Raw genomic sequence first — 25,370 nt, forward strand, 5'->3', positions numbered from 1 at the left:
ACGCGAGTCTTCGGGAACTACGGATCGCTGCCAGCTCACTTATTCTATCACTTTTCTTTTTGTATTGTTATGAGCACTGTGACCCTAGGTTATGTTTATTTGATTTTGCTGTTGTTATGTTCAGACAGTGGTGCTTTTGCACCATCCTGATGCTTTCTGGTTAATTGAGGTTAAGTGTGTAAATTAATGAAGCTCCTGCATTACCCGGTCAGCTCAAGAATGTAATATAGATCCCTTCATCTGATCCAGTCTTCAAAACAGATTGGCCCTGATAAGGTCCTTTTATGTCGCAGTCCGCATGGATAATGTCTTTAATCACTAATCCATACAAAATAGTCAATGAAACATTTCAGATACCCCCGGCTGCAGTTCATAAAAATCTGCGCTACAATAGCATATTTCGGGATGGGGCCTATATTCAATAGTCACAGAGGGATTAAACAAATGGAAAATTATGATTGTTAACATCTTAAAAGTGGACTCGGCGGGATTTGAACCCGCGGCCTTTACGTTGCGAACGTAACGATCTACCCCTGATCTACAAGCCCAAAAATAATAAATATTAAAAAAATAAAAAAGTAATAACTTATACTGGTCTGCCGACTTCAGTGACCGTTACACTCTCGACGCCTTCGACAGCTGCAAGGGCCTCTTCGACCTGCTCGGTGCCGCCTTCAAGATCGCCTACAAGAACTACCATCATTATGGCTTTCAGGCCAAAGGCAATGGGGTCTTCCTTTGAGGTGCCAAATTGTGCACCTTCAGGCAAGGCTGCGACCAGCTTATCTTTGAGCGCTTTAAGGTCGGTGTCCACGGATACCGGCATGATCCTGATAGTTGCTGCTACATCTCCCATCAAATTCACCTCACGGGCCTACAAAGCCGCATTTAGGGCATGTATATGGATTGCTCTGCTGTCTGCAGCTTTTACATCTTCCAAGCTCCTTGCCACACACCGGACAAGGGAAGCGTGCAAATCCGACCTCTACAAGTCTTTTATTGCATGCAGTACAATTCTCAACTTTGTTTACCATTTAAACTCTCCTTTAAGCGTGATATCTGATCAATATAATACTGAAAAATTCAGCATGTCGATGATTTCAGTACATAAGCGGTATGTAATTTAAATATTCCCCTTGATGTAAGTCCCCACGATATCTTTTCCAACAACAGCATCAATGACTCTCTCCGGATGCTTGCCATTGACTATAAGACAATCCATATTGTTTTCCTGAAGGAACAAAGACAGCGCTGCATCAAGACAAGTGGCTCCCATTTTCAGGACATCGTCTGCAGTCAGGAACTGCTGTACGACATCTTCGGCATATATTCCGTCCACATCTGTCACTTTCACAAAAGATGGGGCTCCAAATTGTTTAGCTATCCATGCAGCAATAGTGTCAGCGGTAACATCCCACGAATGTGGCAATTCATCCTTATCCTTAAGTATCCTGTAAGGGAGCAGCATGGTAACCCCGAAGGGAATGGACTCTAATGAATCTGCAATGTTTATCCCGGTCTTATCCTGAATATAATATGCATATTGTTCCATTGCAAGGATGGCCATCCAATGAGCTGCATCATCTTTTATACTGTATTTTTCACAGACTGAGCGGACAGTATTCGCAAAAAGGCCGCCTCCGGGTATTATAAGGATGGATATACACTCTTTGTCACCGCACGATCCAAAGCGTGCTATTAATGCATTCATGACAGGTAGTGCATCTTCCATGAGACTTCCTCCTAACTTCACGACAACTCTCATAATATTCCTCTATCTTTCTTTTTTATCTTGTGGAGTTGAAGCATCCGCCTCGAACATTCTTGCAGCCGCATATGCCGGAAATACCTTTGAGATTTCCTCTCCCCAGCGTTGTGCAACTGATATGCATTCAAATCCAAGCCTCTTTGCAGCTGCACGTATAAGGAACTCTCCCAATCCGGCTGACACTATCGTAGAGAGCTTATTCTTTTCAGCAACCTGGGCGATCGCTTCACTTAGCAGGGTCACCTGTTTCTCCCTTATCTGTTCTGCTATGCGGTATATTTCATCAGGGGAGATTTCCGTGAGGTCAGCACAGACAACTCTCGCAATCCTCCTCATTGCATCTGTCTTGCTCTTACCTGCTCCGTCGGCGGTCTCACATGTGTATATCTCCTCCGAGATATCCCCCAGCAAGAGGTAAACGTCAGCAGTTGTCGCGAAAAGTTCAGAGGATACCCGGCATTTACCGACAGCCATTTCCAGGCTGTCTGCCAGATATGCCAGATTCGTCCTCAGTACACCTGCATAAACCAGTTCACTGCGAACAAGCCTTAAAAAGTCACTGAGTCCGGCCGTGTGTTTTCCGGCTTTTATGGGTATAATATCACTAGTGGTGCTTCCCATGTCAACGAAGATGCAATCTCCGATCTCTGAACCAATAAGATTGGCTGAAGCCGCCCAATTGGCAGCGGCCAGTTTACGCAGATCTCCGGAGTCATCGTAAAAATGTCCGTTACTGTCAATATATCGGATATCGCAGTTAAATGCTTGCTCAACGGACTCTATAATGAATTTGATTCCTGCTATCTTGTCCTCAAAGCAGTCGGCAAGTTCTCCGGTCATAACAACACTCACTCTGTCAGGGTTGTGTTTCTCAGCTATTTCTTCCAGAGCTTCGGGAAGTCTTGTATCCTTCCACAAGGGTACATAGTGTAGTTCAATTATCTCACCGTCAGCAGAAGCGATCTTAGTGTTCGCACCACCAATATCTATCCCGATTGTTTTCATAAAATGTCCTCAAAGTCATCTTTCGTGAACGAGAATTCTCCTTCAGTGCTGACTGCATCAGGCAGTTCTCCTGAAGCATTCTTCAGCAGGAGTTCTCCTATCTCTGTTTTGAGTGTTCTGGCCAGCCCGTAAATGGCAGTTGTCGGCCGTGGATTCACGTCAATAACATATGGTTCTTTACCATACACTATATCTACTCCGATATAACCATTGCATCCCAGAACTTTTGCGGTTCTGGAAGCAACATTGAACAATTCCTGTTCGTATCCTGTCCTGAAAGGCACGATGTTGCCTTTGTAGACTACAGATGAACCCGGTTTATTGCAATTCATTTCAATATGTTGCTTATTCACACTGAGTGGAAGGAATTTTTTGCCACTGATCATGCTTACACTCAGGTGTTCACCTTCAATATATTCGGTAGCGATGAATCCTTCTTCCGTTTTGCTGGAAAAAGCTATCCTCACTCCCTCGGATGCACAACCGAACCTGGGCTTGATAACATATGTGCCTTCAATTCCACTCTCTATCAGACGGGGCACCTTGATGTAACAGGATTGCAGTATCCGGGTGCATTCAAGCTTATCCGCACAAATACTTGCTGACTTCGCAGAGCATCCAAGATTTAATGTATTCATCTCAATGATCTTCGAAAACTCTGCCAGCATTTCGTCAGGACCTATCACAAGCCCTGCATCAGAGCATAGTGCTTCTCTTCCGAGTACCTCTGTAAAGTCTTCTGCACTGGAACTGACTGCTCTACCGTTCTGGAGTACGGGTCCCGCTGAAAGATACGTGACATCATGCCCCGTTCTTGAGAAACTGTCTACCAGTGTCTTCAGCATGGCTCCTCCTTCATTCAGGAGGGGGCCATCAACCCCTGTTCCTACCGCATACTCTGCCAGCAGTATCTTCATGTTCAATGCAAGTGCATTATTTGATATATCATTTGCTATTGTTTATTGCAGTTGGCACAATTGTTTAAAAATAAATATATAGTATCAAGTGAATTACACGTCAGGGATGAACATGGAATTGGACATTGATAATCCGTTTGTACAAGCACTGGCAGTTTCTACTGTAATGGCGCTCTTTATGATAAGTGTGGCACTTGGCATCATGGATATGGCATCCAGCAAGACCACGCCTGTTCCGATGGCCATCCGGTTGTTTATCTTTGCCATCATCTTCATTGCCGGCTCTGTCTTTTTTGAAAATCGCGGGGCAGACTATATAGGTTCCATGGCAGGAGGGGCCATTGCGTCTTTTATCGCTACCTTCTCAGCGACTGCGTTTCTAACGGGCCTGGTGCATGCGTGGAATGGAGGCATCCATACGCTCTGGTGGGAACAGATACTATCGGCACTCGCGGTCTGCATGGTTGCCAGCATGTTCATAATCAGGTTTTTGCAACATAAGTTGCAATCATCTTATTAACTTCGGTGACATATCTTTTATGGGTGTCATTGGGTGTTACCACTAAAAACCTTGGCCTGATGGGAAATCTATTTATAGAACTTCAAACAATGGTTAACTCAAATGCGCATAACTGTGCATTAAATAGCGGAGATATTGAGATGGATAAAGGATCTGAGAATTGTGATGACCCTGGTTCAGAGGCAACAAGTGCTGAAAACCAGCAGGAGGATGAAACTGCACAGCTTCGTGAGAAATTATTGAGACTCACCGCGGAATTTGATAATTTCAGGAAACGAAGCGTAAGGGAAAGAGAAGAGTACCGCAAGTTTGCAGTTGAACAAATCATCACAGAATTGCTAGAGGTATATGACAACTTCGAGCGTGCACTAGCATCTGCAAAACAGACCGATAATGTGGAATCCGTCGTCAAGGGTGTGGATATGGTATTCAGGCAGTTTGCCTCTATACTCGAGAAGGAAGGCCTCCAGCAGATAGAATGCCATGGCGCTGAATTCGACCCTCATCTTCATGAGGCTATTATGCACGTTGAGCATCCTGAGCATAAAGATAATACTATCTTGAATGTGTGTAAGCCCGGATATTACCTGCACTCAAAAGTGATCAGGCCGGCAATGGTTACGGTTTCAAAGAAACCGGACACTGATGAGTAACAGTACTTTCGGATGCAAGGATTGCTGTCATATAAAATAAGAACATAATTGTAACTATAAATAATCGATAAAGAGGTATATTATGGGAAAGATTTTGGGAATCGACCTTGGAACTACAAATTCCTGCATGGCTGTCATCGAGGGTGGAGAACCTACTGTTATTCCAAACGCAGAGGGTGGAAGGACTACACCGTCGGTAGTCGCGTTTTCCAAGAAGGGGGAGAAACTGGTAGGACAAGTTGCAAAGAGACAGCTTATCACAAACTCAGAGAACAGTGTGAGCTCTATTAAGAGGCACATAGGCGAAGCTAATTACAAAGTGACACTCGGCGGTAAGGACTACACTCCACAGGAAATCTCTGCAATGATCCTGCGTAAACTGAAGGACGATGCAGAAGCCTACCTTGGTGAAACCATCAACGATGCTGTCATCACTGTACCAGCTTATTTCGATGACTCTCAGAGGCAGGCTACAAAGGATGCCGGAGCCATTGCAGGCTTTAATGTAAAAAGAATCATTAACGAGCCGACTGCAGCTTCCCTTGCCTACGGTCTCGATAAGGAAGCAGGCGAGCATAAAATAATGGTTTATGACCTCGGAGGAGGTACATTCGATGTATCTGTCCTTGAATTGGGAGAAGGAGTGTTCGAGGTACTTTCCACAAGTGGTGATACCCACCTTGGAGGGGACGACTTTGACCAGAGGATTGTAAATCACATTGTCAGTGAGTTCAAAAAGAACGAGGGCATTGATCTTTCCAAAGATAAGGCTGCATTGCAACGTTTGAAAGATGCGGCAGAGAAAGCCAAGATCGAGCTATCCAGCGTCACTTCCACAAACATCAACATGCCATTTATCACAGCTGACTCCAACGGGCAGCCAAAGCATATAGATATGGACCTCACAAGGGCCCAGTTCGAGAAGATGATAAGTGATCTGCTTGACAAGACCCTCGTAGCTGTTAACAGGGCAATGGACGATGCAAAGCTTAAGCCTAACGACCTTGAGAAGGTATTGCTCATCGGCGGTTCTACAAGGATACCTGCGGTAACCGAGCTTGTTCGCAAGGCCACAGGTAAAGATCCATATAAGAATATCAATCCGGATGAAGCTGTAGCAGTTGGTGCGGCAGTGCAGGCAGGAGTTCTCGGCGGAGAGATCCACGATGTGCTATTGCTTGACGTTACACCACTGACCCTGGGTATTGAGACCCTGGGTGGAGTTGCGACACCCCTTATCGAAAGGAATACGACTATCCCTACAAGGAAAAGCCAGGTATTCTCTACGGCTGCTGATAGCCAGCCTTCCGTGGAGATCCATGTGCTGCAGGGTGAGAGGGGAATTGCTTCTGCCAACAAGACTCTTGGAAGGTTCATGCTTGACGGCATTCCACCAGCTCCAAGGGGTCTGCCACAGATAGAGGTTACTTTCGACATAGACGCAAACGGTATCCTGCATGTGACTGCAAAAGACCTTGGGACAGGCAAGAAACAGTCTATATCCATCCAGAAGCCCGGAGGACTTTCCGAGGAAGAGATTGACCGGATGGTCAAAGATGCGGAGCTCCATGCTGAGGAGGACAAGAAACGCAAGGAAGAGGTGGATGTAAGGAATACCGCCGAATCCCTGATAAATGCTGCAGAGAAGGCCGTCAAGGAAGCAGGGGATATTGCCACAGATGAGCAGAAGTCCAAGGTAGAGGCAGCTATTGCTGACCTGAAGACCGAACTTGAAGGCGACAACATTGAAGCTATCGGATCCAAGACCGAGGAGCTCCAGACTGCTGTGTATGACATATCTGCTGCAATGTACAAAAAGGCACAGGAAGAGGCAGCTGCTGCTGGCTCCCCTGAAGGGGAAGCGGGTCCGGAGAGTTCTCCTGATGAGAATATTGTGGATGCCGACTACGAAGTGGTCGATGAGGATAAAAAGTAACGCCATAGATAACTTCATGTAAGATACTGCGCTCAACAGTATCTTGCATTTTTAATGTTTATTCAGCCTAGTTAATCCACAGGAATCACTTATGTCCACTACACGCGATTATTACGAGATACTTGGTGTATCGAAAGAATCAACGGAAGCTGAGATTAAAAAAGAGTACAGAAAGCTTGCGATGAAGTATCACCCGGATAAGAATAAGGATTCTGATGCTGAAGAGAAGTTCAAGGAAATATCTGAAGCTTATGCAGTACTTTCCGATCCTGAGAAGAAGGAACAGTACGACCGCTTCGGCCATGCAGGTATCGATAGTCGCTATACCCAGGAGGATATTTTCAGGAACGCTGACTTCGGAGGTTTTGAGGATCTTGGTGACATTCTTGGAAGCATATTCGGTGGCGGATTCGGAGGGTTCGGGGGATTTGGCGGACAGCAGCAGCGCCGCGGTCCTGTCAGGGGTTCAGATCTGCGCTATGACTTGAACATAACACTCGAGCAGGCTGCAAACGGAGTGGAAACTACTATTAATGTGCCCCGGGCAGAGGTATGTGAAACTTGTAAGGGGACCGGCGCCAAGCCAGGTACAAGTCCTAAAACCTGTTCCAATTGTCGTGGAGCCGGTCAGGTCACTCATGCCAGAGATACTCCGTTTGGACGTTTCATGTCAACAAGCACCTGTAATGTATGCCGTGGTGCCGGTCAGATAATCGAAGACCCGTGTCCTGCGTGCAGAGGTACTGGCAAACAGAAGAAGGTCCGCAAGATCTCCGTTAAAGTTCCTAAGGGTGCAGATACCGGATTGCGATTGAAGATCAGCAAAGAAGGCGAGCAAGGTAGCCCCGGAGCTCCCCCAGGAGATCTGTATGTGGTTCTTCATGTTGAATCGCATCAGTTATTTGAGCGCGCAGGTGATGATATATTGTATGAGCTACCCATAACTTTTACCCAGGCAGCACTGGGAGCTGATGTTATGGTGCCGACACTCCACGGTAACGTCAAGATGAGTATCAAGCCCGGGACTCAGACACATTCTATCCTGCGGCTTAAAGGAAAGGGAATGCCATACCTTCACGGACGTGGCCAGGGTGACCAGCTTGTAAGGGTTATTATCAAGACACCCACAAGCCTCACGGAAGAGCAAAAAGAACTGCTCAGGAAACTCAATCTCTCGGAAGAGGGAACAAAGACAAAGAATCCGAAAGGTGGAAAAGGTATCTTTGATAAAGTAAAAGAAGCCTTTGATACATAATCACCTTTCTTTTTTAATCCCTAGGGTAAACTTTAAAAAGCACTGATCGCAATAAGCCTTCTTTACGTTTATCGTTATCAATAAATGTTTTACGAAGGAATTTCATGAAAATTGTGATAATCGGTGCCGGTGAAGTCGGCTACCATGTTGCTAAAGCCCTTAACCAGGCAAATGATGTTATTGTTATCGATCAGAATGAAGAGGCCTGCCGCCGTGCAGATGAACTGGATGTTCAAGTGATACAGGGTAACGGTGCAAATGTATCCATTCTCAGCAAGGCTCTGGAAGGTGCAGATCTACTGGCAGCAGTTACAGGTTCTGATGAAGTGAATATCGTTGCCTGCATGGCATCAAAACTAGTGTCCAGGGATAAGGATAAGCTAAAGACGGTGGCAAGGGTAAGCAATCCGGACTATATTGATAAACCGGTAGCAAAACGCACAAGGGTGGGAATCGATACTATGATCTGCCCGGAACTTACACTAGCCTCTGAAATAGCAGAGATCCTTTCGATACCATATGCCATAGGCGCTGAATATTTTGCAGATGGCAAGGTGGAAATGATGGAGTTTGCAGTTTCTGACCGTAGTCCGCTTGTGGGGAAAGAACTGCAGGAACTCAATCTGGCCAATTGTTGTATAGTCAGTGCGCTTTTCAGGGAGTCAGAAGTTATCATACCTCACGGTAAGGATAAGATACAAAAGAACGATCATATCGTGGTAATCGGCAAGCCCGCTGCCATAAAAGAAGTCCGCGACATGTTTGGTGAAAAGGCGGGAACACGCAGTAAGATCATGATCATTGGCGGTGGTATTGTAGGCTTTTATCTCGCCAAAGTAATTTCCAATGGCGAGTTTGATCTAAAAGTGATCGAAACCAGCCGGGAGCGGTCTGAGCAGATAGCTGAAGAACTTCCTGGTGTGCTTGTACTTAACGGGGACGGCACCGACATCAACCTTCTCAAAGAGGAAGGAGTTGCTGACATGGATGTTGTCATAGCTGTTACCAACAGTGACGAAAAGAACCTGCTATGTGCTCTCCTTGCCAAGCAACTTGGGGGCAAGAAGGTTATAGCCAGAGCGGATCGCTCTGATTATGTCTCACTGTTCGAAATGGTAGGCGTGGACAGTGCAGTCAGTCCAAGACAGGCAACTGTCAGTGAAATACTTAAACTGACATTTGGAAAGGGAATTGAGTCTGTCACAACCATTGAAGGTGAAAAGGCTGAGATCGTAGAATATACTACCTCAAAGAAGTCAAAGATAGTTGGCAAACCGTTGAAAAACGTGAAATTTCCCCCGGGTGCTATTGTAAGCATGGTTGTCCATAAGGGCAATACAGTGGTTCCTCGTGGAGAATATGTTATAGAGGAAGGCGACAGGGTCGTTGTGTTCGCTCTGCAGTCAGCACATACGGAAGTTGAACACTTTTTTCATTGACTTAGCGGAGCATCCAGGTGAACACGTCAATAATCTTCAATGTATTGGGAGGCCTTCTTCGGTTCCTTGGCCTTGTGATGGTCATACCTTTACTCGTAGCTGTTTATTACAGTGATCCTTTGCTGCCTTTTGCAGCGGCTGTGGTCATCACGGGAAGCCTGGGTATTCTACTCTCCAGGCGCTACGGGGCAGAGGGTGAATGGAAGATAAAAGAAGGATTTGCCATAGTAGCTTTTGGATGGCTATCTGTAGCTATTTTTGGTGCTATCCCTTATCTGTTTGATGGAATAAGTCCTATAAATGCCTTTTTTGAATCAATGTCCGGTTTCACAACTACCGGAGCAACAATCCTTCAGGATATAGAATCCCATTCAAAGAGTATACTTTTCTGGCGTAGCATGACCCAATGGCTTGGAGGAATGGGCATCATCATGATATTCATTGCCATCCTTCCGAAGCTTGGAGTTGCAGGAAGGCAGCTATTCCGTGCAGAAGCGCCGGGTCCGACCGAAGATAAGCTAAAGCCGAGGATAAGAGGGACTGCAAGGATACTCTGGACGGTTTATGTGTTCATTTCTGTTATCGAAGTGGTACTACTGAAACTTGCGGGAATGTCACTTTATGATGCTGTGACACATACTTTCACAACAATGTCCACAGGCGGCTTTTCTCCATATGGGACCGGTATAGCCGAATTCAACAGCCCCCTGATAGAAGGGATTATAGTTGTCTTCATGTTCATTGCAGGGGCAAACTTTGCCCTGCACTATCAGGTTTTGTATGTAGATCATAACAGTTTCATAAAGGACAATGAGTTCAAGTTCTATACCGCTATTATACTCATAGCGACCACCATTTTAACATTCTCTTTATGGAGAGACATGGGCCAGTCTGTCGAGACTGCCTTCAGATACGCTATATTCCAGGTCCTTTCCATAATCACCACAACAGGCTACGCCTCTGCGGATTTTGATATATGGAGTGACTCTGCAAGGATCGTGTTGATGGCTCTTATGTTTATAGGCGGATGTGCGGGATCTACTGCAGGCGGAGTAAAAGTTGTCCGGATCCTGCTCTTATTGAAATATGGGCGAAATGTCCTTTTTAAATCCCTGCACCCCAAAGCCATAAAACCTGTGAAATACAACGGTAAAGCTGTGCCGGAAAGTATTATGCATTCCATTGTATCCTTTGTTGTCATCTACATGATGATATTTGCGATATCGACGGGAATTCTGGCTTTAATGGGAATGGACCTGATAAGTTCCATCACTGCATCTATTGCAACATTGGGCAACATAGGCCCTGGCTTCAATGCTGTCGGCCCGATGGCTAACTTTGATGTTGTCCCGGACTTGGGAAAACTCCTGCTGATAGCCAATATGTGGATAGGCAGGCTTGAGGTCTTCACAGTAATAGTGATGCTGACACCCGAGTTCTGGAAAAGATGAACTGCAGATGCTAATTTAAGTAAAAATCATGTTGTCGGCAGTATTCTGCCGATCAACGTTCAAAGTCCAGTTCGTATTTGACTACGTTCTTGAACAATACTCTCAGGTCCCATAGAAGTTTCTTGTTCGCTTTGAAAAGAGCATAAAGCAGATCCAAGAGGCTCATACTAGAGAAATTGACATCCTCAAGTGAGTGTGCAAGAGAGTCGATTTCCTTATCAGAAAAATCGACGAAAATATCTTTGACTATCAGACTATTGTCGATATCCATGCCTATTTTATGGCGCCACTTCTTTTCATAGAGTCCCAGTGTTGCTGTTGAAACATCGTTCTTTGAGATTGCTTCAAATGCAACCTCTCCTGCCATCTTGCCGGCTTCCATGGCGTTAATTATACCACCACCCGTAATGGGGTCAGACTGTCTCGCTGCATCTCCCACAAGCATCAGGCCGTTGGCAATGGTTCTTTCAATACTGCCACTTACTGGTACTCCACCTACATCAATCTCAAGTATTTTTGCATCAGGATACTTTTTCCCGACAAATTCCTTCAGGTAATCGATTGCGTGTTTCTTTCCGGATTTACTCCCCAAGATGCCGATACCTACATTAGCGAGACCTTGTCCTTTTGGGAACACCCATATATACCCGCTGGGAGCTATCTCGTTGCCCAGGTAGAAATAACAGTAGTTCTGGTCAATAGCCGTGCCACTCATCAGGAACTGGGCGCATGTCTCGATATCTCTCGGTTTCAGTGATGTGTCGATACCTGCCCATCTTCCTACTTTTGATTCAATACCATCTGCACCAATAACCACCTTTGAACGGATTTGCTTCTCCTCTCCGAGGTGCATCAGTTTGACGCCTTTTACAAAACCATCTTCTATGATGAGGCCTGTCGCCCGCGTCTTGACCATGATATCAGCGCCTGCTTTTGCGCTTTCGCAGGCAAGTGCCCGGTCAAAGAGCTTACGTTCCAGAACGTAGCCGACTTCTCCTCCTGCAATTTCCTCTGCCATCTCTATCATGGAGCCGTCAGGTGAAAAGATCCGCGAACCTTTTACGTCGGCACATATCCAGCGGTGGTCAGGTTCAATATGCTTTCGCAACCATACCTTACTGACTCCCTCTGCACACCTTACAGGATCTCCTATTTCTTGCCTTTTCTCTATCATGAGTACACTAAGGCCTTTCTCAGCTGCAGTTTTGGCAGCAATGGATCCCCCTGGTCCTGCTCCGATCACAATGATATCGTACTGGTCTTTCATCTGGACACCTCAATGGCTCCTACCGGACATATCTTGGCGCACATACCGCAGCTTGTGCAGTTGTCATCCGCTTCGATCCAAGTTTCGACCAATTCAAGCGCACCGGGAGGACACACACTTACACATGCACCACAGTATCCGCATTTGAATTTATTCACCTTGATGGCCATTTATTATCACCTGTATTAATGTAACGTTTTTCATAATATGAATAATATATAAAATATCTTCCGGCATAAATCCGGGATATCGCATGAGTTTATCCTATATAGCGGAAGGGTTACAAATACTTTACATTACTGCAACAGTTCAAGCCGGGCTCTGGATTTGCCGTTTCCTTCCATCTCGAATTTGCTATCGACATAGACTTTTGACAGGCCATGCCCATGAAGCATGATCTCTATTAGGTCATGAGGTTCGTCTATATCGGTGCTCAGCAGGAATGAATCAAATATATGGGTAGATTGCTTCATTTCTTCTGCTATCCTGCAGTGGTTGAGGAAGCTAGAGTTATAATAACTGACATAGAATTTTCGTGGGTTCCTGATAAAGAGGACATTCGTCCCTCCTCCTTTCCCCGGAACGATTACCAGATCCTTATCGGTTGATGTTATCTCTTTTATATGCCCGGGTGATACCAGAGGCAGATCTGCCATTATGATCAGTACAGGTTCACTGATGGTCTCGAGATATTGGTTAATGGCTTCATTAAGATCGTGTTCACTGAAAAGGATGTTCGCTCCAAGGTCATTCGGAACACCGTTGCTTGGAGTTGTAAGTATATCGATATCGCTGATGCCTGCTCCTCGCAGGCTCCCGACAACATCCCTCAGCATAAGTTCCACAAAATGTTCCCGCTCCCTGACAGATAATGCGGGAGAAAGCCTGGATTTTGCATTCTTCTTTTTATAGGGGATGAGTGCTTTCATCTGCATTCCTCATAAACGGCATTCCTTCTTTTTGGGGTCCTTCCGCTTTCCCGGATGATCCATTCAAGCTCACTTGCAGGAGTATATTCTCCGTTGCTGCCTCCGGATGCGGTAGTTATGTGATCTTCCATGAGGGTTCCTCCGAGATCATTGGCACCGCTAAATAGTGCAACCTGTGCAAGCTTTGTGCCTAATTTCACCCAAGGGGCCTGTATATTCTCAATATGAGTGTTAAGTATGATCCTGGAAATAGCAAACAGCTGGAGGTCTTCAATACCGCCGGTCATGTACTGGCCTCTTTCCATCATGCTCTCTCCTGTCCTGTTATTGTAAGGCATGAAGGGCATAGGTATGAACTCTGTGAACTCTCCGGTCTGTTCCTGTATGTCACGTATCAGGAAAATATGCTCCAGTCTTTCTCTGATAGTTTCGACGTGACCGTACATGATGGTTGCGTTGGTGCGCAGGCCAATTCCATGCGCCGTTGTGATGGTTTCCACCCATTGGCTTGTGCTCAGTTTTCCAGGGCATATTATATTACGCACCCGGTCCACAAGGATTTCAGCAGAAGTGCCTGTAAGCGTGCCAAGTCCGCTCTCTTTCAAAAGTATCAATGCTTCTTCAACAGACATTCCTGCCTGGCCTGCAGAATAGAACACTTCCATAGGAGAAAGGCCATGAATGTTCATTCCCGGATACTCTGAGCTGATAGCTTCAAAAACGTCAAGGTAATAGTCAAGTGTAAGGTCCGGATTGTATCCTCCCTGCACGCATACCTCTACGGCACCTGTATCATGTGCAAGTTTCACTTCCCGGAGCACCTCATCTCTGGAAAGGATATAGCCTTCGCTCTGCTGGAAAGCACAGAATCCGCAGTTACCGATGCATCGATTTGTCAGGTAGATGTTCCTGTTGACCACATAAGTTACAGTGTCACCTACTGCATCATATCGTAGGTCATTAGCAAAATTGCAGAGGTCAAACGGGTTTGCATCCAGCAGTCTCAGAGCATCCTCATACCCGACTTCTCCGCGGCGGGCATTCTCCATAATATCATCAGGTAGCAAAGTATTCCTCATGCAGTCTTTATATTCACTTTTCCAGGGCTGGCTGCATCGAACATTTTAGTGTAGATCGTATTCCTTTGCTTTGGCTGCCTTCCCGCAGTACGGATAAACCACTCAAACTCCTGTGCTGACATAAATTCTCCATTGGTCGATCCTGCAGAACGGGATATTTTCTCTTCCATGAGGGTTCCGCCAAGGTCATTGGCACCGCAGAACAAGGCTACCTGGGAAAGTTTCTTGCCTAATTTCACCCAGCTTGACTGGATATTTCTCACATGGGTGTTAAGGATTATACGGGCAAGAGCATACATTTTCAGGTCTTCCATACCGGGAGTGACGTATCTCCCTGACTTTAACATGTCCTCACCTATTTTATTATTGTAAGGCATGAAAGGTAAAGGCACAAACTCTGTGAATCCACCGGTCTGTTGCTGTATGTCTCTGATAAGTATCATGTGCTCTATCCTTTCTTCCATAGTCTCGATATGCCCGTACATCATGGTGGCGGTGGTTGGTATGCCGGTCCTGTGAGCTTTTGTTATTACATCAATCCACTCTGCAGTATTGAGTTTGCCAGGGCATATTATTTTCCTTACTCTGTCCGAAAGGATTTCTGCCGCGGTTCCTGGCATCGAGTCAAGGCCAGCCTTCTTCAGTTCAAGCAGAACATCATCAATTTCCATGCTGCTCTGTTTTGCGGCATGGTATACTTCCATGGGCGAAAAGGCATGTGTACTTATGTGAGGGAATCCTTCCTTCACGGATTCAATAATATTGATATAATAATCAAGGTCCACATCCAGAAGCAGTCCTCCCTGGATGCACACTTCAGTGGCTCCGAGCCTGTCTGCTTCTTCGACTTTCTCCAGTATCTGTTCAGTACTGAGGATGTAGCCGGAATTATCCTTAAAAGCACAGAATCCGCAGTTACCAATGCATTTATTGGTGAAATTGATATTACGGTTCACAATATAGGTAACGATATCTCCGGCGGTCTCATAACGTAATCTGTCGGCAAGTTCAAAGAGCTCGAAAGGATGTGCCTGTAAAAGGGAGAGTGCTTCTTCCTTAGTAGTTCTTCCCACAAGAGCATTTTCAATTATATCGTCACTGAAAGTAGGTTTCATGTAGTTCTCCGGTGTGTGCCATGTTCAGGTCAGACACAATTATTCTAATTTATCCCCCTTATACATTACAACACCATTTCAAACTTTTCGGTATCCTTCTTCATCGGAGAGGGACAGGATAAGGTCTTTTAGCTGGTCGCTGTACCAACCATTCTTTATATATTTTGGATATATCGGCAGCCTTTCCCGAAGCGGAGTGCCTCTTACCATCTGCATCAATTTTTTAATGTCCGGCCAGTTTGCTTCCGGGTTGATCCAGTCGATAGTTGTCGGGGATATTCCTCCAAGATCGCATGCTCCGCACTGCATAAGGATGTAAGGATCTGTAAGATTGGGTGCTACCTGTATGATAACATCCTGCGGAAGGATCTCACTTGCTATCAGCACCGTCTGCATCATTTCCTCGTCACTTGGTGAGGGATAGTCTGCCATCGGCGTATTGGCTTTGGGCATAAAGTTCTGAATGATCACTTCCTGAATATGCCCATGCTTTTCGTGCAGTTCTGCTATTGATTGCAGGGAATTTATCCTGTCGTCCAGTGTTTCCCCGATCCCGACAAGTATGCCCGTGGTAAAAGGGATCCGCAGCTCCCCCGCATAGCTTATTGTCTTTAGCCTGGTTGTGGGATCCTTACCCGGACTGTTATTGTGTGCACTCAGGTCTGCAGTGGTTTCAAGCATGAGTCCCATACTTGCATTTAAAGGCTTGAGGGTCTCAAGCTCAGTATAGTTGAGGACTCCGGCGTTGGTATGGGGTAGAAGGCCGATGTCAATTGCAGTCCTGCACAGGTCGGATACATACTCGAGGGTAGAAGAAAAACCAGTCTCTGAAAGCAATTCCCTGTATCCGGGCACTTCTTCCGCATATTCCCCGAAAGTAAAGAGTACCTCTGTGCATCCTGCTTTTTTTCCATCCGTAAGCAGGGAAATGACCTCTTCCCTGGTCATCAGTTTGGATTCGGGGTCATCCGGGCTGCGTCTGAAAGTGCAATATCCACATTCATTTCTGCAGATATTGGTAACCGGTACGAAGACATTGCGGCAAAAAGTTACAAATTCGGGCATCTCTAATCAATGAATACAATAACATCTACATAAGTTTAATTGAATGGGCTGTACCCTGTTAACAGCCACATTCTATCTCATTCTTACTCTCCCAATATGTCCTTCATAGTGTTTTCTACGCCAAGGGCCACACCTTCAACCTCTATGCCCCCCTTACCTTTCGCACCATCCCCGACAACGAACAGATTGCTCACAGGTGTCCGGTTCTTCAGATCAGCTCCTGAAGGTGCCCTGTTTACCGGCCATTCGTTAGAATAGGACTGTATAAGGAGCACTTCATATTCCCTTCCGGCAAATATATCCTGCAGATCCTCAAGCCCGAGCCTTATTTCGGTTTCCAGGTCACCGAGGTCTTTCCAGTGGACGCATTGATGTGCCATCGTCAGGTGCTTTCCGGGTGGTGCAAGACTCGGATCTACATTAGTGACCTCATTTATTCCATTTACTCTCTTTGAATATGGTGTGAGGAGGACTCCCCCGTGCCCGATGAGGGGTTTTTCAGATGAAAGGCATATCTTGATTCCGGCAGATGGTTTCAGTTTCTCGGTCATACGAGCATAGTCCTGCAGTTCCTTATCGGAATCAGAGTCCCCAACGAGAGTCGCGGTGGCCACATGTCCTATATCACTGATAACAAGGTCAGCCTTATGCTCTGTACCATCTGCAATCACTCCTGTTGCTTTCCTGCTGATTGTGATTATTTTTGTAACCTCTGAGGATGTGTGTATGATGCCGCCATGTGCACTTATTACTTCAACAAGAGCATCTGTGATGCCCTTACATCCTCCAATGGGTACACCTGAACCGCCATAGCGGTAAAGGTTCTCTATTATCTCAAAGGCCTCTTCGGCAGGCACATCTGCCGATTTGAGGCTCAGAGCCCAGCCAAAAAATGCATCAGATATCCTGTGCGTCCAGTCCTGATCTATGTGTTTCGTACACCACTGTGCAAATGATATTCTTTTCGGAGGATTCTTCCGGGTGGTTATTACATAAAAGATAAGTTTTAGACGGTTTATCAGGGAAAAAGGCACTCTAAAGTCCTCGAAAAGAAGGTCCTTATGACCAAATTTGTAGTCTCCATCTCCTCTTTTGCGGGGTATCCTTATCATGGCGGAAGGTTTTGAACGGACTATCTCCACATCTGCGCCAACCTCTTTCAATAACCTTGCTAGAGGCCCTGCCGGTCCATGTGGGATCATATGAAGTGCACCCGTAGTCAGCTGGAATCCATGGTATGGTATGTTTGTGAACCTGCCTCCGATGATGGGGAGACGCTCAAATACCTCTACATCGTACCCTTCTCTGGACAATTTAGCTGCGCTCAGTAACCCTCCAAGTCCGGCGCCGATTACAATTACTTTCATTTTATCCCTCTATTGCCTTAACAGGACAGTAAGCTGCACAAACACCGCATCCAACGCATTTTTCACCAATTATTGCACTACCTTTCACCAGAATGGCATCAAATTTGCAAAATGTGGCACATTGGCCGCACCCTACGCAGTTCTCGTTCACTTTCATGGTCTTCACCGTTTTTTCTTTTATTAAATAACTCAATTGTAAAAAGTGTTATTGTCTATACTTGTTTATGTCGGGTTTGCCTGGGAAGAGCATTCTTTGCCTTTAGAGTTGTAGAAAAGGTCAGAATTACGTATTTACTTTTGCATCTCTTTATTTCTTTCATTTTAAGCACAAAAACAGAAAAATATATTATTAACATTGGGTATTTAATCTCTATGGATGAGGTAGATATTGCTATATTAGAACGTCTCTCCGAGAACTGCCGAATGCACAGCACTGTGATAGCGAATGATCTTGGTGTGGCTACTTCCACTGTGCATAAAAGAATAGATAAGCTTCACAGCTCAGGGATCATTAAAGAATTCACCATCAGGGTAGACCCTGCGGTAGTAGGATTCAATATAACAACTTTTATAGGGATAAATATCGAACCGACAAAAAGGACAAGTGTGATAGAAAGTTTGAAAATTATCGAAGATGTGCTTGAAATCTATGAGCTGCTTGAGCCTTATGATCTGCTTTTAAAAGTGCAGACTTTTGATGTGCACACTCTCAAAGAAAACGTGTTAAACAATATAGCTGGCATAGACGGCATAAAAAAATCATACAGCATCCTGACAACCAAATGCCATAAGGAGCGCTCACTTTCTATACGCAAGAAAGATGTGTGAATCAGATATCATGAATAATCATGATAGTTGCCCGGAACTCATTTATAGTTGTATGTGATACTTTCATTTTGGTGATCAAATGAAAGAAGAAGTGGTCCGGGTAGTGTGTAGAGATAACGGTGAACTTGTCTGCAAGATGGTCAAGGCAGCAACTTATGAATTTACACTTGCTACACGTGCTAAATGGGAAATGGTTATCTGCGATGAGGACGCTGACGTCCGTGCCGGGGAATTCAAAAGGCTGAATATCAAGGAAATCTATCTGGAGCCGGATATGGTTGCTATGCCCTGCACCTTCACTCACCATGCTGTTGTCTCGCTGATGAAAGTGGGCACAAAAGGCGGTGCGAAGCCGGTGGATAACGAGCGAATAATCACTTATGCCTACATCCTGGGCCAGGAGACCGGCGAGGTCAGGAAAGGCGACCTGCTGGCGGTACTCAACATATTTCCAATAATGTTCACCAGGGAAGCCATGACGCCTAAGGAAGTACACGGACCTTAAGGAGGTGGCAGAGTATGAACACCTGTCTTATATGTGGTGATATGCAGGATGCCAGGCATTATGCAGGTTACGATATATGCACTTCATGTGCCGATGTCATGGAAGATGTCATGGGCGAGTATTTTGTAAGGACTATATGGAGAAGCGAGCCAAAGGCTCACGAAGGCTACCTGAGTTACCTTGACCGCACGACCAGATACATCTCGGATTATAAGAAACTCACAAAAAGATCCGGCCAGTACACAATGGATATCAGTAGCAGGATTCCGGATGCCATGCAAAGCAATACCGGCCATCCTTCCAGACAGCGCTACTTTGAGTATATGCAGAAGGTCCTCGACTGGCTTGCAAAGAAGCCTGAGTTTTATCATTATTATTTTAAAGAATACTATGTCTGTCCGTCATGCGGTTCGTCGATATTTGAAAAGTACGTTCGGCATAACATTGGTGAGTGGCTTGTGGTCTCATGTTCTAATTGTGATACTGTGATCAAGAAATACTACTCCCCAAAACAGGCCTGAGTCGCACCTTGTCCGAATCCTGGCAATAACCTTACTTGCCACAAGGTTATTCCCTTTTTCTTTTTTACTCTTCTCTCTGAAAATTGCATGGTGTTGCAGCCTGATTTTGCATTTTCCAACTCTGGTTACAGTTCAAGCACTGCTTTCTGAAAAACCTATTTTTTCGAGAATTAACTTCAGTATTTTACATCGTTCTTTCACTTATTAAATAGGAGAAATGAATGATAAAAATTGCAGCAGAATCTGGAAAGCATCAAAGACAGGGCCAGCGATCTTGAGCGTGTCTATCGGGAAAGGACAGCGCAGATTCCCTCCGATATCATCGAGATATTTCTGGTCCGTGACACACTAGGTACCAGAGTACTCCAAATCATCACTGTCGGGATCAGTCGTGAATCATTGGAAAGAATGCGCTCTTCAAGTGTCAAGCCCGACGGATGTGCATATATTCGAGGCAGTGAAGACAACACCGACACTGTCGATTTTCGATGTTGTTGTCCATCGGAAACACACATGATTACAGAGGGTTTTATGTTTATATTCTATTCTTATGGCCGTAGTATTCCATATCGGCGTTTCCTCTTTTTTTTCAAGTTGTTTTTTGTAAATACTTCCATAAATATTTCCTTTGTCGGGACGACTTGAAAACGGTCACCATAAAAGTTCGGCTTTTCCGGGAGTGGCTCTTTGAAGCCCTAGAACCTGAATTGCCACAATTTAAATATGATGAATTATTATCAAGTAGTAGTCAACTCGGTCTATTGAAAAATATGTCAACAGATATGTTTTGTTTCATTAAGGTTGTCAATATACGCATATAGAAAAAATCACACGGAAGGTGTTTTATACCTATAATATCTCTACGTAATAACTATCAGGAGAATCGTTATGTCTGGAATAATCGATATAAGTAACATAATATACAGTTACATACCGGTTGCAATCATCCTTGTTGTAGCACTCATGATGCCTCCTCTGACTATGTTCCTTGTTAAATCTTTAAGTCCAAGGAGCAAAGCGGCGGCAAAATACGATACCTACGAGGCTGGTTCCGTTCCTATCGGGGATGCAAGGATACAGTTCAATGTCGAATATTATCTTTATGCAATTGCTTTTGTTTTATTTGATATAGAAGTCCTGTTCCTTTATCCGTGGGCCATGATCTTCCAGGGTCACGGAATCACTGAGATAGCAACCGTTGAAATGCTGGTCTTTATTTTTGTAGTATTGTTTGGTTATGTGTACCTGTTGAAGAAGGAGGCACTCAAGTGGCAGTAGAGCAATCCGATTATGAGGAAGTCCCCGGTGTAATACTGACTGACCGTAACGCGATCAGCGACTTCCTGAAGACTACTAAGGCTCAGGATGTTCTCAACTGGGGCAGGAAGAATTCACTATGGTTCATGGTGAACGCAATGGGATGCTGTGGTGTAGAGTTGCTCTCCACAGGTATGGCACATTATGATACCGATCGCTTTGGTATAATCCCAAGGAACTCTCCAAGGCATGCAGATGTGCTCATTATCAGCGGGTATGTAACTAAGAAATATCTGCCAGCATTGAAGAAGATATGGGACCAGATGCCTTCACCAAAATGGGTCATAGCCTTTGGGGATTGTGCCATCAGTGGAGGCCCTTTCTACGAATCTTACAGCACCCGGCAGAATGTAGACGAGATCTTCCCGGTCGATGTTTTCGTGCCAGGTTGTCCTCCAAGGTGTGAAGCCTTGATCCAGGCGTTCTTTGAGCTGCAGAAAAAGATCGAAGCAAAGCAGGATAGAGGCACGGAGTATTGAGGTGATTCAATGGATGCTAATACAATGATAGATTCACTTTCAACCCAGTTCCCGGATGCTATCTATGATACAAAAGTGGAATCCAAGATAAGGATCATTGCCAAGGTAAAGCCTGAAATCGTAACGGATGTATGCAAATATCTTAAGGAAAACCTGTCTTTCGGGCATCTTTGCTGTGAATTCGGCGTTGATTACCCCGGCAGGAATGAGATTGAAGTTGTATACATTATAGGCTCTTATGATCATTCGGTAGTACTTACCCTAAAGGCAATCCTTCCAAGAGACAATCCAGAGATAGAGTCTGTTGTACCTGTCTTCTGGAATGCCAACTGGTATGAGAGAGAGACATACGAACTGTTCGGTGTGAAGTACCTTAATCACCCGGACCTGAAGCCTCTTGTGCTTCCGGAAGATATGCTTGGCGAATGGCCTCTCAGGAAAGACTATAAAGGCTTCCCAAATAAAGCAGCTAAGAACCTGGTGTGAGGATTTATTATGGACGAAAAAGTTGGACCTTCTGAAATGATAGTACACCTTGGACCGCAGCACCCCATGATGCCTGGGCCATTCAGGCTTAACGCTAAACTGAGGGGTGAGACGGTTGTGGATTCTGAGGTGGAGATGGGCTGGATCCATAAAGGGATCGAAAAGATACTTGAAAACAAGACATACCTCCAGGGCATAACAATTGTTGACAGGATATGCTACCTTGCGGCATTAACTAACGAGGAAGCGTACGTTGGATGTGTTGAGAAACTTGCAGGTATCGAAGTACCTCCGAGAGCACAGTATATTCGTGTTATAATGGAAGAGCTTTCCAGGATACAGAGTCATCTGCTCGGCATGGGAGAGTATGCTTCCTTTGTTGGTTTTGTGAGCATGTTCATGTACACGATCAGGGACCGAGAAGATGTAATGACTTTGATGGACTCTGTTACCGGGGCACGTGTAACACATAGTTTCCTGCGCTTTGGCGGTGTGAAGGACGACCTGCCCGAAGGGTTCAAGGATGATGTGAAGCGTGTTTTCGCGAGCCTGAGGAAAGCTGTCGATTCCTACGAAGAATTGTATAGTTCGGATGAGATTTACAAATCAAGGACAGTGGGTATCGGTGTGCTTACTGCGGAAGTGGCAAAGGATATCGGAGTTTCCGGTCCGCCTCTAAGAGCAACAGGGGTTGCTTTTGACATACGCAGGGATGAACCCTATCTTGTATATCCTGACCTGGATTTCAAGGTATGCGTTCAGAAAGCTGGTGATGTCTACGCAAGAGTGCAGGTACGTCTCGATGAGATGCGTGAGAGCATGTACATCATTGAACAGTGCCTTGATCAGATTCCCGATGGACCCTTATTCCCGGAGGGAACAGCCTATGGCCGCAGGACACCGGTTATGAGAGTGCCTGCCGGAGAGGTGTTTCACCGTGTGGAGGATCCAAGAGGCGAAATGGGATTCTACATGATATCTGACGGTTCTGACAAACCTTACCGGGTGAAGATCAGAGGTCCGGTATACCCCACTTTACAGGGACTGCCCCCTCTGATCAAGGGAGTCAAGGTCGCCGACATCGTGGCAATTGCCGGAAGTATGGACACATGTACAAGTGAGGTTGACAGGTGAGCACTATGGAATTACCGGAAATCCTATTCAATCCTCTTGTAAGAGGTATTATCGGCATTTGCCTGATGAGTGCCATATTCCTTGGTGCTATGGCCGCTGTCTGGTTCGAGCGTAAATTATCAGCCGACATCCAGCAGAGATATGGTCCGATGAGGACAGGTCCTCACGGATTACTGCAACTGGTGGCAGATGCCATCAAGCTGTTCACTAAAGAAGACATTATACCCAAAAACGCGGACCGTTTGCTTTTCGTTGCAGCACCTATTATGATGATGGGTTCTGTCTTCCTTGTGCTTGTTGCTATTCCTTTTGGCGCGATAATCATCAATGGTAACACTTATCCGATAGCTGCTACCGAGATGGACATCAGCATATTGTACATCGAAGCTGTATCTGCTATCTCCATCATCGGTATCTTCATGGTTGCATATAGTTCCAACAATAAGTATTCCCTTCTTGGTGCATTCAGGAATTTTGCACGTATGATCGGATACGAGGTTCCGCTGGGTATCAGTATCGTCAGTGTCGCTATCATGGCAGGTTCACTGAACATCGTGGAAATAGCGCAGGCTCAGCACCCTCTGTGGTTTGTTTTCAAGCAGCCCATCGGATTTATCGTGTTCTTCATTGCACTTATGGCTGACATGGGACGTCTTCCCTTTGACCAGAACGAGTCCGAGGAAGAGCTCATTGCAGGATGGATCACTGAGTACACTGGTATGAGATTCGGTCTTGGATTCTTTGCAGAATACATCCACCTTATCCTGGGTTCAATGCTTGTTGTGCTGCTTTTCCTTGGCGGCTGGAACTTGCCTGCAGTGTTGACTTCCAACACTATCCTTGGAATAATCCTTCCGACGGTTTTCTTCCTGCTGAAGGTTATTCTGGTGATGTTGTTCATCATAATGCTCAGGTGGGCTGTCCCAAGGTTCAGGATCGACCAGGTAGTAGACATTAGCTGGAAAAAGCTGCTCCCCTTAGCCCTTCTCAACCTGGGATGGGTAATTGCACTTGGACTGCTGGGAGTGTGAAAAAAATGGTTATCAAGAATATCATTAGAGCCGTTAAGAACATCTATTTCGGCCCCACGGTAACAAGGATGTGTCCGGAAGTACCCACAAAACTTTCAGACAGGTTCAGAGGTCTGCAGAAGCTTGATAAAAGCAAATGCATAGGCTGTGGAATATGTGCAAACACATGTCCGAATAATGCTATAAAAATCGTAAAGGCTAGAGTAAGTCCCACAAGTGACAAAAAGAGATGGTTCCCTTCAATAGATATCGGACACTGTCTCTTCTGTGGTCTCTGTATTGACCAGTGTCCTCAAGAGGCATTGGAAAACAGCAAGGTGTACCTGACAGGTATAATCCGCTACGATCACTGTGACCTCCTCTTTACGCCTGATATGCTGGCAAGAGAAGTTGATATCAATGCTGAGAAAGAAGCAGGCAAGGAGGTGAGCAGATGGACACCTCAATAGGCACGATACTACATCTGGCTGTCTTTGCAATACTGGCAATGGCAGCAATCATGTTCTCGTTGTTCGTAGTGACCGCAAAGGATGTTGTCAGAGCGGCACTGTCTTTAGTATTTGCTATGTTCGTCATTGCAGGTCTGTACATCCTGCTCAATGCCCAGTTCCTTGGTGTCGTCCAGGTGCTGGTCTATATAGGAGCTATTGGAGTACTCATACTGTTTGCTGTGATGCTCACGAAAAAGGAGTTTGGTACAGATGCTGAATAAACAGTTTACAATAATGCAGATCATCACTTCAGTATACAGGTACTTCAAGCCACGTATTCTGGGAATGATCGTTGCATTCCTGTTCCTGGCTATTGTGATGGTCTCTGTCATCGGGACCAGCTGGCCCATAGTTGATCAGTTGCCGCAGAACCTGGAAGACCCGAGTAATATTGAAGGTATCGGACTGTTGATATTCACTCAGTTTGTCGTACCTTTTGAGATACTTTCCATCGTGCTGCTTTCAGCAATGATCGGTGCTATCTATATTGCAAAAGGGGAGGCTGGCAAATGATCCCTGTCGAACTCTACATTGGACTTTCTGTTGTCATATTCTCAATAGGCCTTTACGGCTTCATGACACAGCGCAATGGAGTCAGGATGCTGATGTGTGTGGAACTCATGTTAAACTCTGCAAACATCAACCTTGTGGCATTCTCAAGCTACCATGGGAACCTTACGGGACAGGTATTTGTTCTGTATGTGATCGCACTGGCGGCTGCAGAGGCTGTAGTAGGCTTTGCCATACTGATGTCCATCTTTAGAATGAAGGACATGATCGATCTTGATAAAATAAACATCCTGAGGTGGTAA

32 protein-coding genes and 1 tRNA gene are annotated in these 25,370 nt (G+C 45.4%); 19 read left to right on the forward strand and 14 right to left on the reverse strand.

Annotation, left to right across the window (positions count from 1 at the left end):
- Window positions 1–476: 476 nt before the first annotated feature.
- From QZZ22_RS02100 to QZZ22_RS02125, 6 genes are all read right to left on the reverse strand, one after another.
- Window positions 477–548: transfer RNA gene (locus QZZ22_RS02100), tRNA-Ala, on the reverse strand.
- Window positions 549–586: 38 nt separating this feature from the next.
- Window positions 587–856: an elongation factor 1-beta gene (locus QZZ22_RS02105; RefSeq protein ID WP_292462209.1), complete on the reverse strand. Its 270-nt coding sequence runs from the start codon at window positions 854–856 to the stop codon at window positions 587–589.
- A gap of 10 nt (window positions 857–866) precedes the next feature.
- Window positions 867–1,034 carry a zinc finger domain-containing protein gene (locus tag QZZ22_RS02110; RefSeq protein ID WP_083858165.1) on the reverse strand — a complete coding sequence of 56 codons (168 nt, stop codon included), beginning with the start codon at window positions 1,032–1,034 and terminating at the stop codon, window positions 867–869.
- Between the two features lie 89 nt (window positions 1,035–1,123).
- Window positions 1,124–1,765, reverse strand: coding sequence for an amino acid kinase (locus tag QZZ22_RS02115; protein ID WP_342765069.1), 642 nt, complete (start codon window positions 1,763–1,765; stop codon window positions 1,124–1,126).
- A gap of 9 nt (window positions 1,766–1,774) precedes the next feature.
- Complete coding sequence (locus QZZ22_RS02120; protein ID WP_292462214.1) at window positions 1,775–2,773, reverse strand: hydantoinase/oxoprolinase family protein; 999 nt, start codon at window positions 2,771–2,773, stop codon at window positions 1,775–1,777.
- Window positions 2,770–3,690, reverse strand: coding sequence for an ATP-grasp domain-containing protein (locus QZZ22_RS02125; RefSeq protein WP_292462215.1), 921 nt, complete (start codon window positions 3,688–3,690; stop codon window positions 2,770–2,772). Before QZZ22_RS02125 ends, QZZ22_RS02120 begins: the two co-directional genes overlap by 4 nt.
- Before the next feature lie 106 nt (window positions 3,691–3,796).
- Here QZZ22_RS02125 and QZZ22_RS02130 point away from each other — a divergent pair, with 106 nt between their 5' ends.
- The 6 genes from QZZ22_RS02130 to QZZ22_RS02155 all read left to right on the forward strand — a co-directional run bounded on the left by QZZ22_RS02130 (window position 3,797) and on the right by QZZ22_RS02155 (window position 10,944).
- On the forward strand, window positions 3,797–4,210 hold the full coding sequence (locus QZZ22_RS02130) for a heat-shock protein (RefSeq protein WP_292462217.1): 414 nt from the start codon (window positions 3,797–3,799) through the stop codon (window positions 4,208–4,210).
- 140 nt (window positions 4,211–4,350) lie between these two features.
- Window positions 4,351–4,863: a nucleotide exchange factor GrpE gene (gene grpE / locus QZZ22_RS02135; protein WP_292462219.1), complete on the forward strand. Its 513-nt coding sequence runs from the start codon at window positions 4,351–4,353 to the stop codon at window positions 4,861–4,863.
- Between the two features lie 82 nt (window positions 4,864–4,945).
- Window positions 4,946–6,799, forward strand: coding sequence for a molecular chaperone DnaK (gene dnaK, locus QZZ22_RS02140; RefSeq protein ID WP_292462220.1), 1,854 nt, complete (start codon window positions 4,946–4,948; stop codon window positions 6,797–6,799).
- A gap of 91 nt (window positions 6,800–6,890) precedes the next feature.
- On the forward strand, window positions 6,891–8,054 hold the full coding sequence (gene dnaJ / locus QZZ22_RS02145; RefSeq protein WP_292462222.1) for a molecular chaperone DnaJ: 1,164 nt from the start codon (window positions 6,891–6,893) through the stop codon (window positions 8,052–8,054).
- A gap of 104 nt (window positions 8,055–8,158) precedes the next feature.
- Window positions 8,159–9,493, forward strand: a complete 1,335-nt coding sequence (trkA, locus tag QZZ22_RS02150) for a Trk system potassium transporter TrkA (RefSeq protein WP_292462224.1) — start codon at window positions 8,159–8,161, stop codon at window positions 9,491–9,493.
- Between the two features lie 17 nt (window positions 9,494–9,510).
- Window positions 9,511–10,944: a TrkH family potassium uptake protein gene (locus QZZ22_RS02155; RefSeq protein WP_292462226.1), complete on the forward strand. Its 1,434-nt coding sequence runs from the start codon at window positions 9,511–9,513 to the stop codon at window positions 10,942–10,944.
- Window positions 10,945–10,996: 52 nt separating this feature from the next.
- Here QZZ22_RS02155 and QZZ22_RS02160 read toward each other — a convergent pair whose 3' ends face one another.
- The 8 genes from QZZ22_RS02160 to QZZ22_RS02195 all read right to left on the reverse strand — a co-directional run bounded on the left by QZZ22_RS02160 (window position 10,997) and on the right by QZZ22_RS02195 (window position 17,923).
- Entirely contained in the window at window positions 10,997–12,211 is a 1,215-nt protein-coding gene (locus QZZ22_RS02160; RefSeq protein ID WP_292462228.1) for an NAD(P)/FAD-dependent oxidoreductase, read from the reverse strand.
- On the reverse strand, window positions 12,208–12,381 hold the full coding sequence (locus QZZ22_RS02165; RefSeq protein WP_292462231.1) for a 4Fe-4S binding protein: 174 nt from the start codon (window positions 12,379–12,381) through the stop codon (window positions 12,208–12,210). Before QZZ22_RS02165 ends, QZZ22_RS02160 begins: the two co-directional genes overlap by 4 nt.
- Window positions 12,382–12,507: 126 nt before the next feature.
- On the reverse strand, window positions 12,508–13,140 hold the full coding sequence (gene cofC, locus QZZ22_RS02170; RefSeq protein WP_292462233.1) for a 2-phospho-L-lactate guanylyltransferase: 633 nt from the start codon (window positions 13,138–13,140) through the stop codon (window positions 12,508–12,510).
- The gene (cofH, locus tag QZZ22_RS02175; RefSeq protein WP_292462236.1) at window positions 13,137–14,219 is read right to left on the reverse strand and encodes a 5-amino-6-(D-ribitylamino)uracil--L-tyrosine 4-hydroxyphenyl transferase CofH; all 1,083 of its coding nucleotides are present in this window, start codon (window positions 14,217–14,219) and stop codon (window positions 13,137–13,139) included. Before cofH (QZZ22_RS02175) ends, cofC begins: the two co-directional genes overlap by 4 nt.
- Entirely contained in the window at window positions 14,216–15,334 is a 1,119-nt protein-coding gene (gene cofH, locus QZZ22_RS02180; protein WP_292462238.1) for a 5-amino-6-(D-ribitylamino)uracil--L-tyrosine 4-hydroxyphenyl transferase CofH, read from the reverse strand. The genes cofH (QZZ22_RS02175) and cofH (QZZ22_RS02180) overlap by 4 nt, the downstream gene beginning before the upstream one ends.
- A 78-nt stretch (window positions 15,335–15,412) precedes the next feature.
- Window positions 15,413–16,399, reverse strand: coding sequence for a 7,8-didemethyl-8-hydroxy-5-deazariboflavin synthase subunit CofG (gene cofG, locus QZZ22_RS02185; protein WP_292462240.1), 987 nt, complete (start codon window positions 16,397–16,399; stop codon window positions 15,413–15,415).
- An 83-nt stretch (window positions 16,400–16,482) separates the two neighbouring features.
- Window positions 16,483–17,766: an NAD(P)/FAD-dependent oxidoreductase gene (locus tag QZZ22_RS02190; RefSeq protein ID WP_292462242.1), complete on the reverse strand. Its 1,284-nt coding sequence runs from the start codon at window positions 17,764–17,766 to the stop codon at window positions 16,483–16,485.
- Window position 17,767: 1 nt separating this feature from the next.
- Window positions 17,768–17,923: a 4Fe-4S binding protein gene (locus QZZ22_RS02195; RefSeq protein WP_292462244.1), complete on the reverse strand. Its 156-nt coding sequence runs from the start codon at window positions 17,921–17,923 to the stop codon at window positions 17,768–17,770.
- 215 nt (window positions 17,924–18,138) lie between these two features.
- Here QZZ22_RS02195 and QZZ22_RS02200 point away from each other — a divergent pair, with 215 nt between their 5' ends.
- The 13 genes from QZZ22_RS02200 to fpoK all read left to right on the forward strand — a co-directional run bounded on the left by QZZ22_RS02200 (window position 18,139) and on the right by fpoK (window position 25,370).
- The gene (locus QZZ22_RS02200) at window positions 18,139–18,594 is read left to right on the forward strand and encodes an Lrp/AsnC family transcriptional regulator (protein WP_292462246.1); all 456 of its coding nucleotides are present in this window, start codon (window positions 18,139–18,141) and stop codon (window positions 18,592–18,594) included.
- 79 nt (window positions 18,595–18,673) lie between these two features.
- Window positions 18,674–19,099: a DUF22 domain-containing protein gene (locus tag QZZ22_RS02205; protein WP_292462248.1), complete on the forward strand. Its 426-nt coding sequence runs from the start codon at window positions 18,674–18,676 to the stop codon at window positions 19,097–19,099.
- A 14-nt stretch (window positions 19,100–19,113) separates the two neighbouring features.
- Complete coding sequence (locus tag QZZ22_RS02210; RefSeq protein WP_292462250.1) at window positions 19,114–19,620, forward strand: hypothetical protein; 507 nt, start codon at window positions 19,114–19,116, stop codon at window positions 19,618–19,620.
- A gap of 231 nt (window positions 19,621–19,851) precedes the next feature.
- The gene (locus QZZ22_RS02215) at window positions 19,852–20,265 is read left to right on the forward strand and encodes a hypothetical protein (RefSeq protein ID WP_292462251.1); all 414 of its coding nucleotides are present in this window, start codon (window positions 19,852–19,854) and stop codon (window positions 20,263–20,265) included.
- A gap of 243 nt (window positions 20,266–20,508) precedes the next feature.
- Window positions 20,509–20,898, forward strand: coding sequence for a F420H2 dehydrogenase subunit FpoA (gene fpoA, locus QZZ22_RS02220; RefSeq protein ID WP_292462253.1), 390 nt, complete (start codon window positions 20,509–20,511; stop codon window positions 20,896–20,898).
- On the forward strand, window positions 20,889–21,416 hold the full coding sequence (gene fpoB, locus QZZ22_RS02225; RefSeq protein WP_015054476.1) for a F(420)H(2) dehydrogenase subunit B: 528 nt from the start codon (window positions 20,889–20,891) through the stop codon (window positions 21,414–21,416). Before fpoA ends, fpoB begins: the two co-directional genes overlap by 10 nt.
- 9 nt (window positions 21,417–21,425) lie before the next feature.
- Window positions 21,426–21,902 (forward strand): F420H2 dehydrogenase subunit FpoC, encoded by a 477-nt coding sequence (fpoC, locus tag QZZ22_RS02230; protein ID WP_292462258.1) that lies wholly within the window; start codon window positions 21,426–21,428, stop codon window positions 21,900–21,902.
- A 9-nt stretch (window positions 21,903–21,911) separates the two neighbouring features.
- Window positions 21,912–23,036 carry a F420H2 dehydrogenase subunit FpoD gene (gene fpoD / locus QZZ22_RS02235; RefSeq protein WP_292462260.1) on the forward strand — a complete coding sequence of 375 codons (1,125 nt, stop codon included), beginning with the start codon at window positions 21,912–21,914 and terminating at the stop codon, window positions 23,034–23,036.
- 5 nt (window positions 23,037–23,041) lie between these two features.
- Complete coding sequence (gene fpoH / locus QZZ22_RS02240; RefSeq protein ID WP_292462263.1) at window positions 23,042–24,067, forward strand: F420H2 dehydrogenase subunit FpoH; 1,026 nt, start codon at window positions 23,042–23,044, stop codon at window positions 24,065–24,067.
- 5 nt (window positions 24,068–24,072) lie between these two features.
- Window positions 24,073–24,516: a F420H2 dehydrogenase subunit FpoI gene (gene fpoI, locus QZZ22_RS02245; RefSeq protein WP_292462266.1), complete on the forward strand. Its 444-nt coding sequence runs from the start codon at window positions 24,073–24,075 to the stop codon at window positions 24,514–24,516.
- Window positions 24,501–24,779, forward strand: a complete 279-nt coding sequence (locus tag QZZ22_RS02250; protein WP_292462268.1) for an NADH-quinone oxidoreductase subunit J — start codon at window positions 24,501–24,503, stop codon at window positions 24,777–24,779. The genes fpoI and QZZ22_RS02250 overlap by 16 nt, the downstream gene beginning before the upstream one ends.
- A complete protein-coding gene (gene fpoJ, locus QZZ22_RS02255) occupies window positions 24,769–25,071 on the forward strand; it encodes a F420H2 dehydrogenase subunit FpoJ (RefSeq protein WP_292462270.1) in 303 nt (100 codons plus the stop codon). The genes QZZ22_RS02250 and fpoJ overlap by 11 nt, the downstream gene beginning before the upstream one ends.
- Window positions 25,068–25,370 (forward strand): F420H2 dehydrogenase subunit FpoK, encoded by a 303-nt coding sequence (gene fpoK / locus QZZ22_RS02260; RefSeq protein ID WP_292462271.1) that lies wholly within the window; start codon window positions 25,068–25,070, stop codon window positions 25,368–25,370. The genes fpoJ and fpoK overlap by 4 nt, the downstream gene beginning before the upstream one ends.

This window comes from Methanolobus sp. (assembly GCF_016278365.1).
Lineage (GTDB): Archaea > Halobacteriota > Methanosarcinia > Methanosarcinales > Methanosarcinaceae > Methanolobus.

Bases quoted from the DNA above. Each gene is read 5' to 3' on its own strand.
- QZZ22_RS02160 (WP_292462228.1), bottom strand. From the start codon at position 12,211: ATGAAAGACCAGTACGATATCATTGTGATCGGAGCAGGACCAGGGGGA.
- QZZ22_RS02190 (WP_292462242.1), bottom strand. From the start codon at position 17,766: ATGAAAGTAATTGTAATCGGCGCCGGACTTGGAGGGTTACTGAGCGCA.
- QZZ22_RS02165 (WP_292462231.1), bottom strand. From the start codon at position 12,381: ATGGCCATCAAGGTGAATAAATTCAAATGCGGATACTGTGGTGCATGT.
- cofH (WP_292462236.1), bottom strand. From the start codon at position 14,219: ATGAGGAATACTTTGCTACCTGATGATATTATGGAGAATGCCCGCCGC.
- QZZ22_RS02250 (WP_292462268.1), top strand. From the start codon at position 24,501: ATGGACACCTCAATAGGCACGATACTACATCTGGCTGTCTTTGCAATA.
- fpoI (WP_292462266.1), top strand. From the start codon at position 24,073: ATGGTTATCAAGAATATCATTAGAGCCGTTAAGAACATCTATTTCGGC.
- cofG (WP_292462240.1), bottom strand. From the start codon at position 16,399: ATGCCCGAATTTGTAACTTTTTGCCGCAATGTCTTCGTACCGGTTACC.
- QZZ22_RS02115 (WP_342765069.1), bottom strand. From the start codon at position 1,765: ATGAGAGTTGTCGTGAAGTTAGGAGGAAGTCTCATGGAAGATGCACTA.
- QZZ22_RS02200 (WP_292462246.1), top strand. From the start codon at position 18,139: ATGGATGAGGTAGATATTGCTATATTAGAACGTCTCTCCGAGAACTGC.
- QZZ22_RS02130 (WP_292462217.1), top strand. From the start codon at position 3,797: ATGAACATGGAATTGGACATTGATAATCCGTTTGTACAAGCACTGGCA.
- QZZ22_RS02210 (WP_292462250.1), top strand. From the start codon at position 19,114: ATGAACACCTGTCTTATATGTGGTGATATGCAGGATGCCAGGCATTAT.
- cofH (WP_292462238.1), bottom strand. From the start codon at position 15,334: ATGAAACCTACTTTCAGTGACGATATAATTGAAAATGCTCTTGTGGGA.
- QZZ22_RS02110 (WP_083858165.1), bottom strand. From the start codon at position 1,034: ATGGTAAACAAAGTTGAGAATTGTACTGCATGCAATAAAAGACTTGTA.
- QZZ22_RS02105 (WP_292462209.1), bottom strand. From the start codon at position 856: ATGGGAGATGTAGCAGCAACTATCAGGATCATGCCGGTATCCGTGGAC.
- fpoH (WP_292462263.1), top strand. From the start codon at position 23,042: ATGGAATTACCGGAAATCCTATTCAATCCTCTTGTAAGAGGTATTATC.
- fpoJ (WP_292462270.1), top strand. From the start codon at position 24,769: ATGCTGAATAAACAGTTTACAATAATGCAGATCATCACTTCAGTATAC.
- QZZ22_RS02195 (WP_292462244.1), bottom strand. From the start codon at position 17,923: ATGAAAGTGAACGAGAACTGCGTAGGGTGCGGCCAATGTGCCACATTT.
- trkA (WP_292462224.1), top strand. From the start codon at position 8,159: ATGAAAATTGTGATAATCGGTGCCGGTGAAGTCGGCTACCATGTTGCT.
- fpoD (WP_292462260.1), top strand. From the start codon at position 21,912: ATGGACGAAAAAGTTGGACCTTCTGAAATGATAGTACACCTTGGACCG.
- grpE (WP_292462219.1), top strand. From the start codon at position 4,351: ATGGATAAAGGATCTGAGAATTGTGATGACCCTGGTTCAGAGGCAACA.
- QZZ22_RS02205 (WP_292462248.1), top strand. From the start codon at position 18,674: ATGAAAGAAGAAGTGGTCCGGGTAGTGTGTAGAGATAACGGTGAACTT.
- fpoC (WP_292462258.1), top strand. From the start codon at position 21,426: ATGGATGCTAATACAATGATAGATTCACTTTCAACCCAGTTCCCGGAT.
- QZZ22_RS02125 (WP_292462215.1), bottom strand. From the start codon at position 3,690: ATGAAGATACTGCTGGCAGAGTATGCGGTAGGAACAGGGGTTGATGGC.
- cofC (WP_292462233.1), bottom strand. From the start codon at position 13,140: ATGAAAGCACTCATCCCCTATAAAAAGAAGAATGCAAAATCCAGGCTT.
- dnaK (WP_292462220.1), top strand. From the start codon at position 4,946: ATGGGAAAGATTTTGGGAATCGACCTTGGAACTACAAATTCCTGCATG.
- dnaJ (WP_292462222.1), top strand. From the start codon at position 6,891: ATGTCCACTACACGCGATTATTACGAGATACTTGGTGTATCGAAAGAA.
- fpoK (WP_292462271.1), top strand. From the start codon at position 25,068: ATGATCCCTGTCGAACTCTACATTGGACTTTCTGTTGTCATATTCTCA.
- QZZ22_RS02120 (WP_292462214.1), bottom strand. From the start codon at position 2,773: ATGAAAACAATCGGGATAGATATTGGTGGTGCGAACACTAAGATCGCT.
- fpoA (WP_292462253.1), top strand. From the start codon at position 20,509: ATGTCTGGAATAATCGATATAAGTAACATAATATACAGTTACATACCG.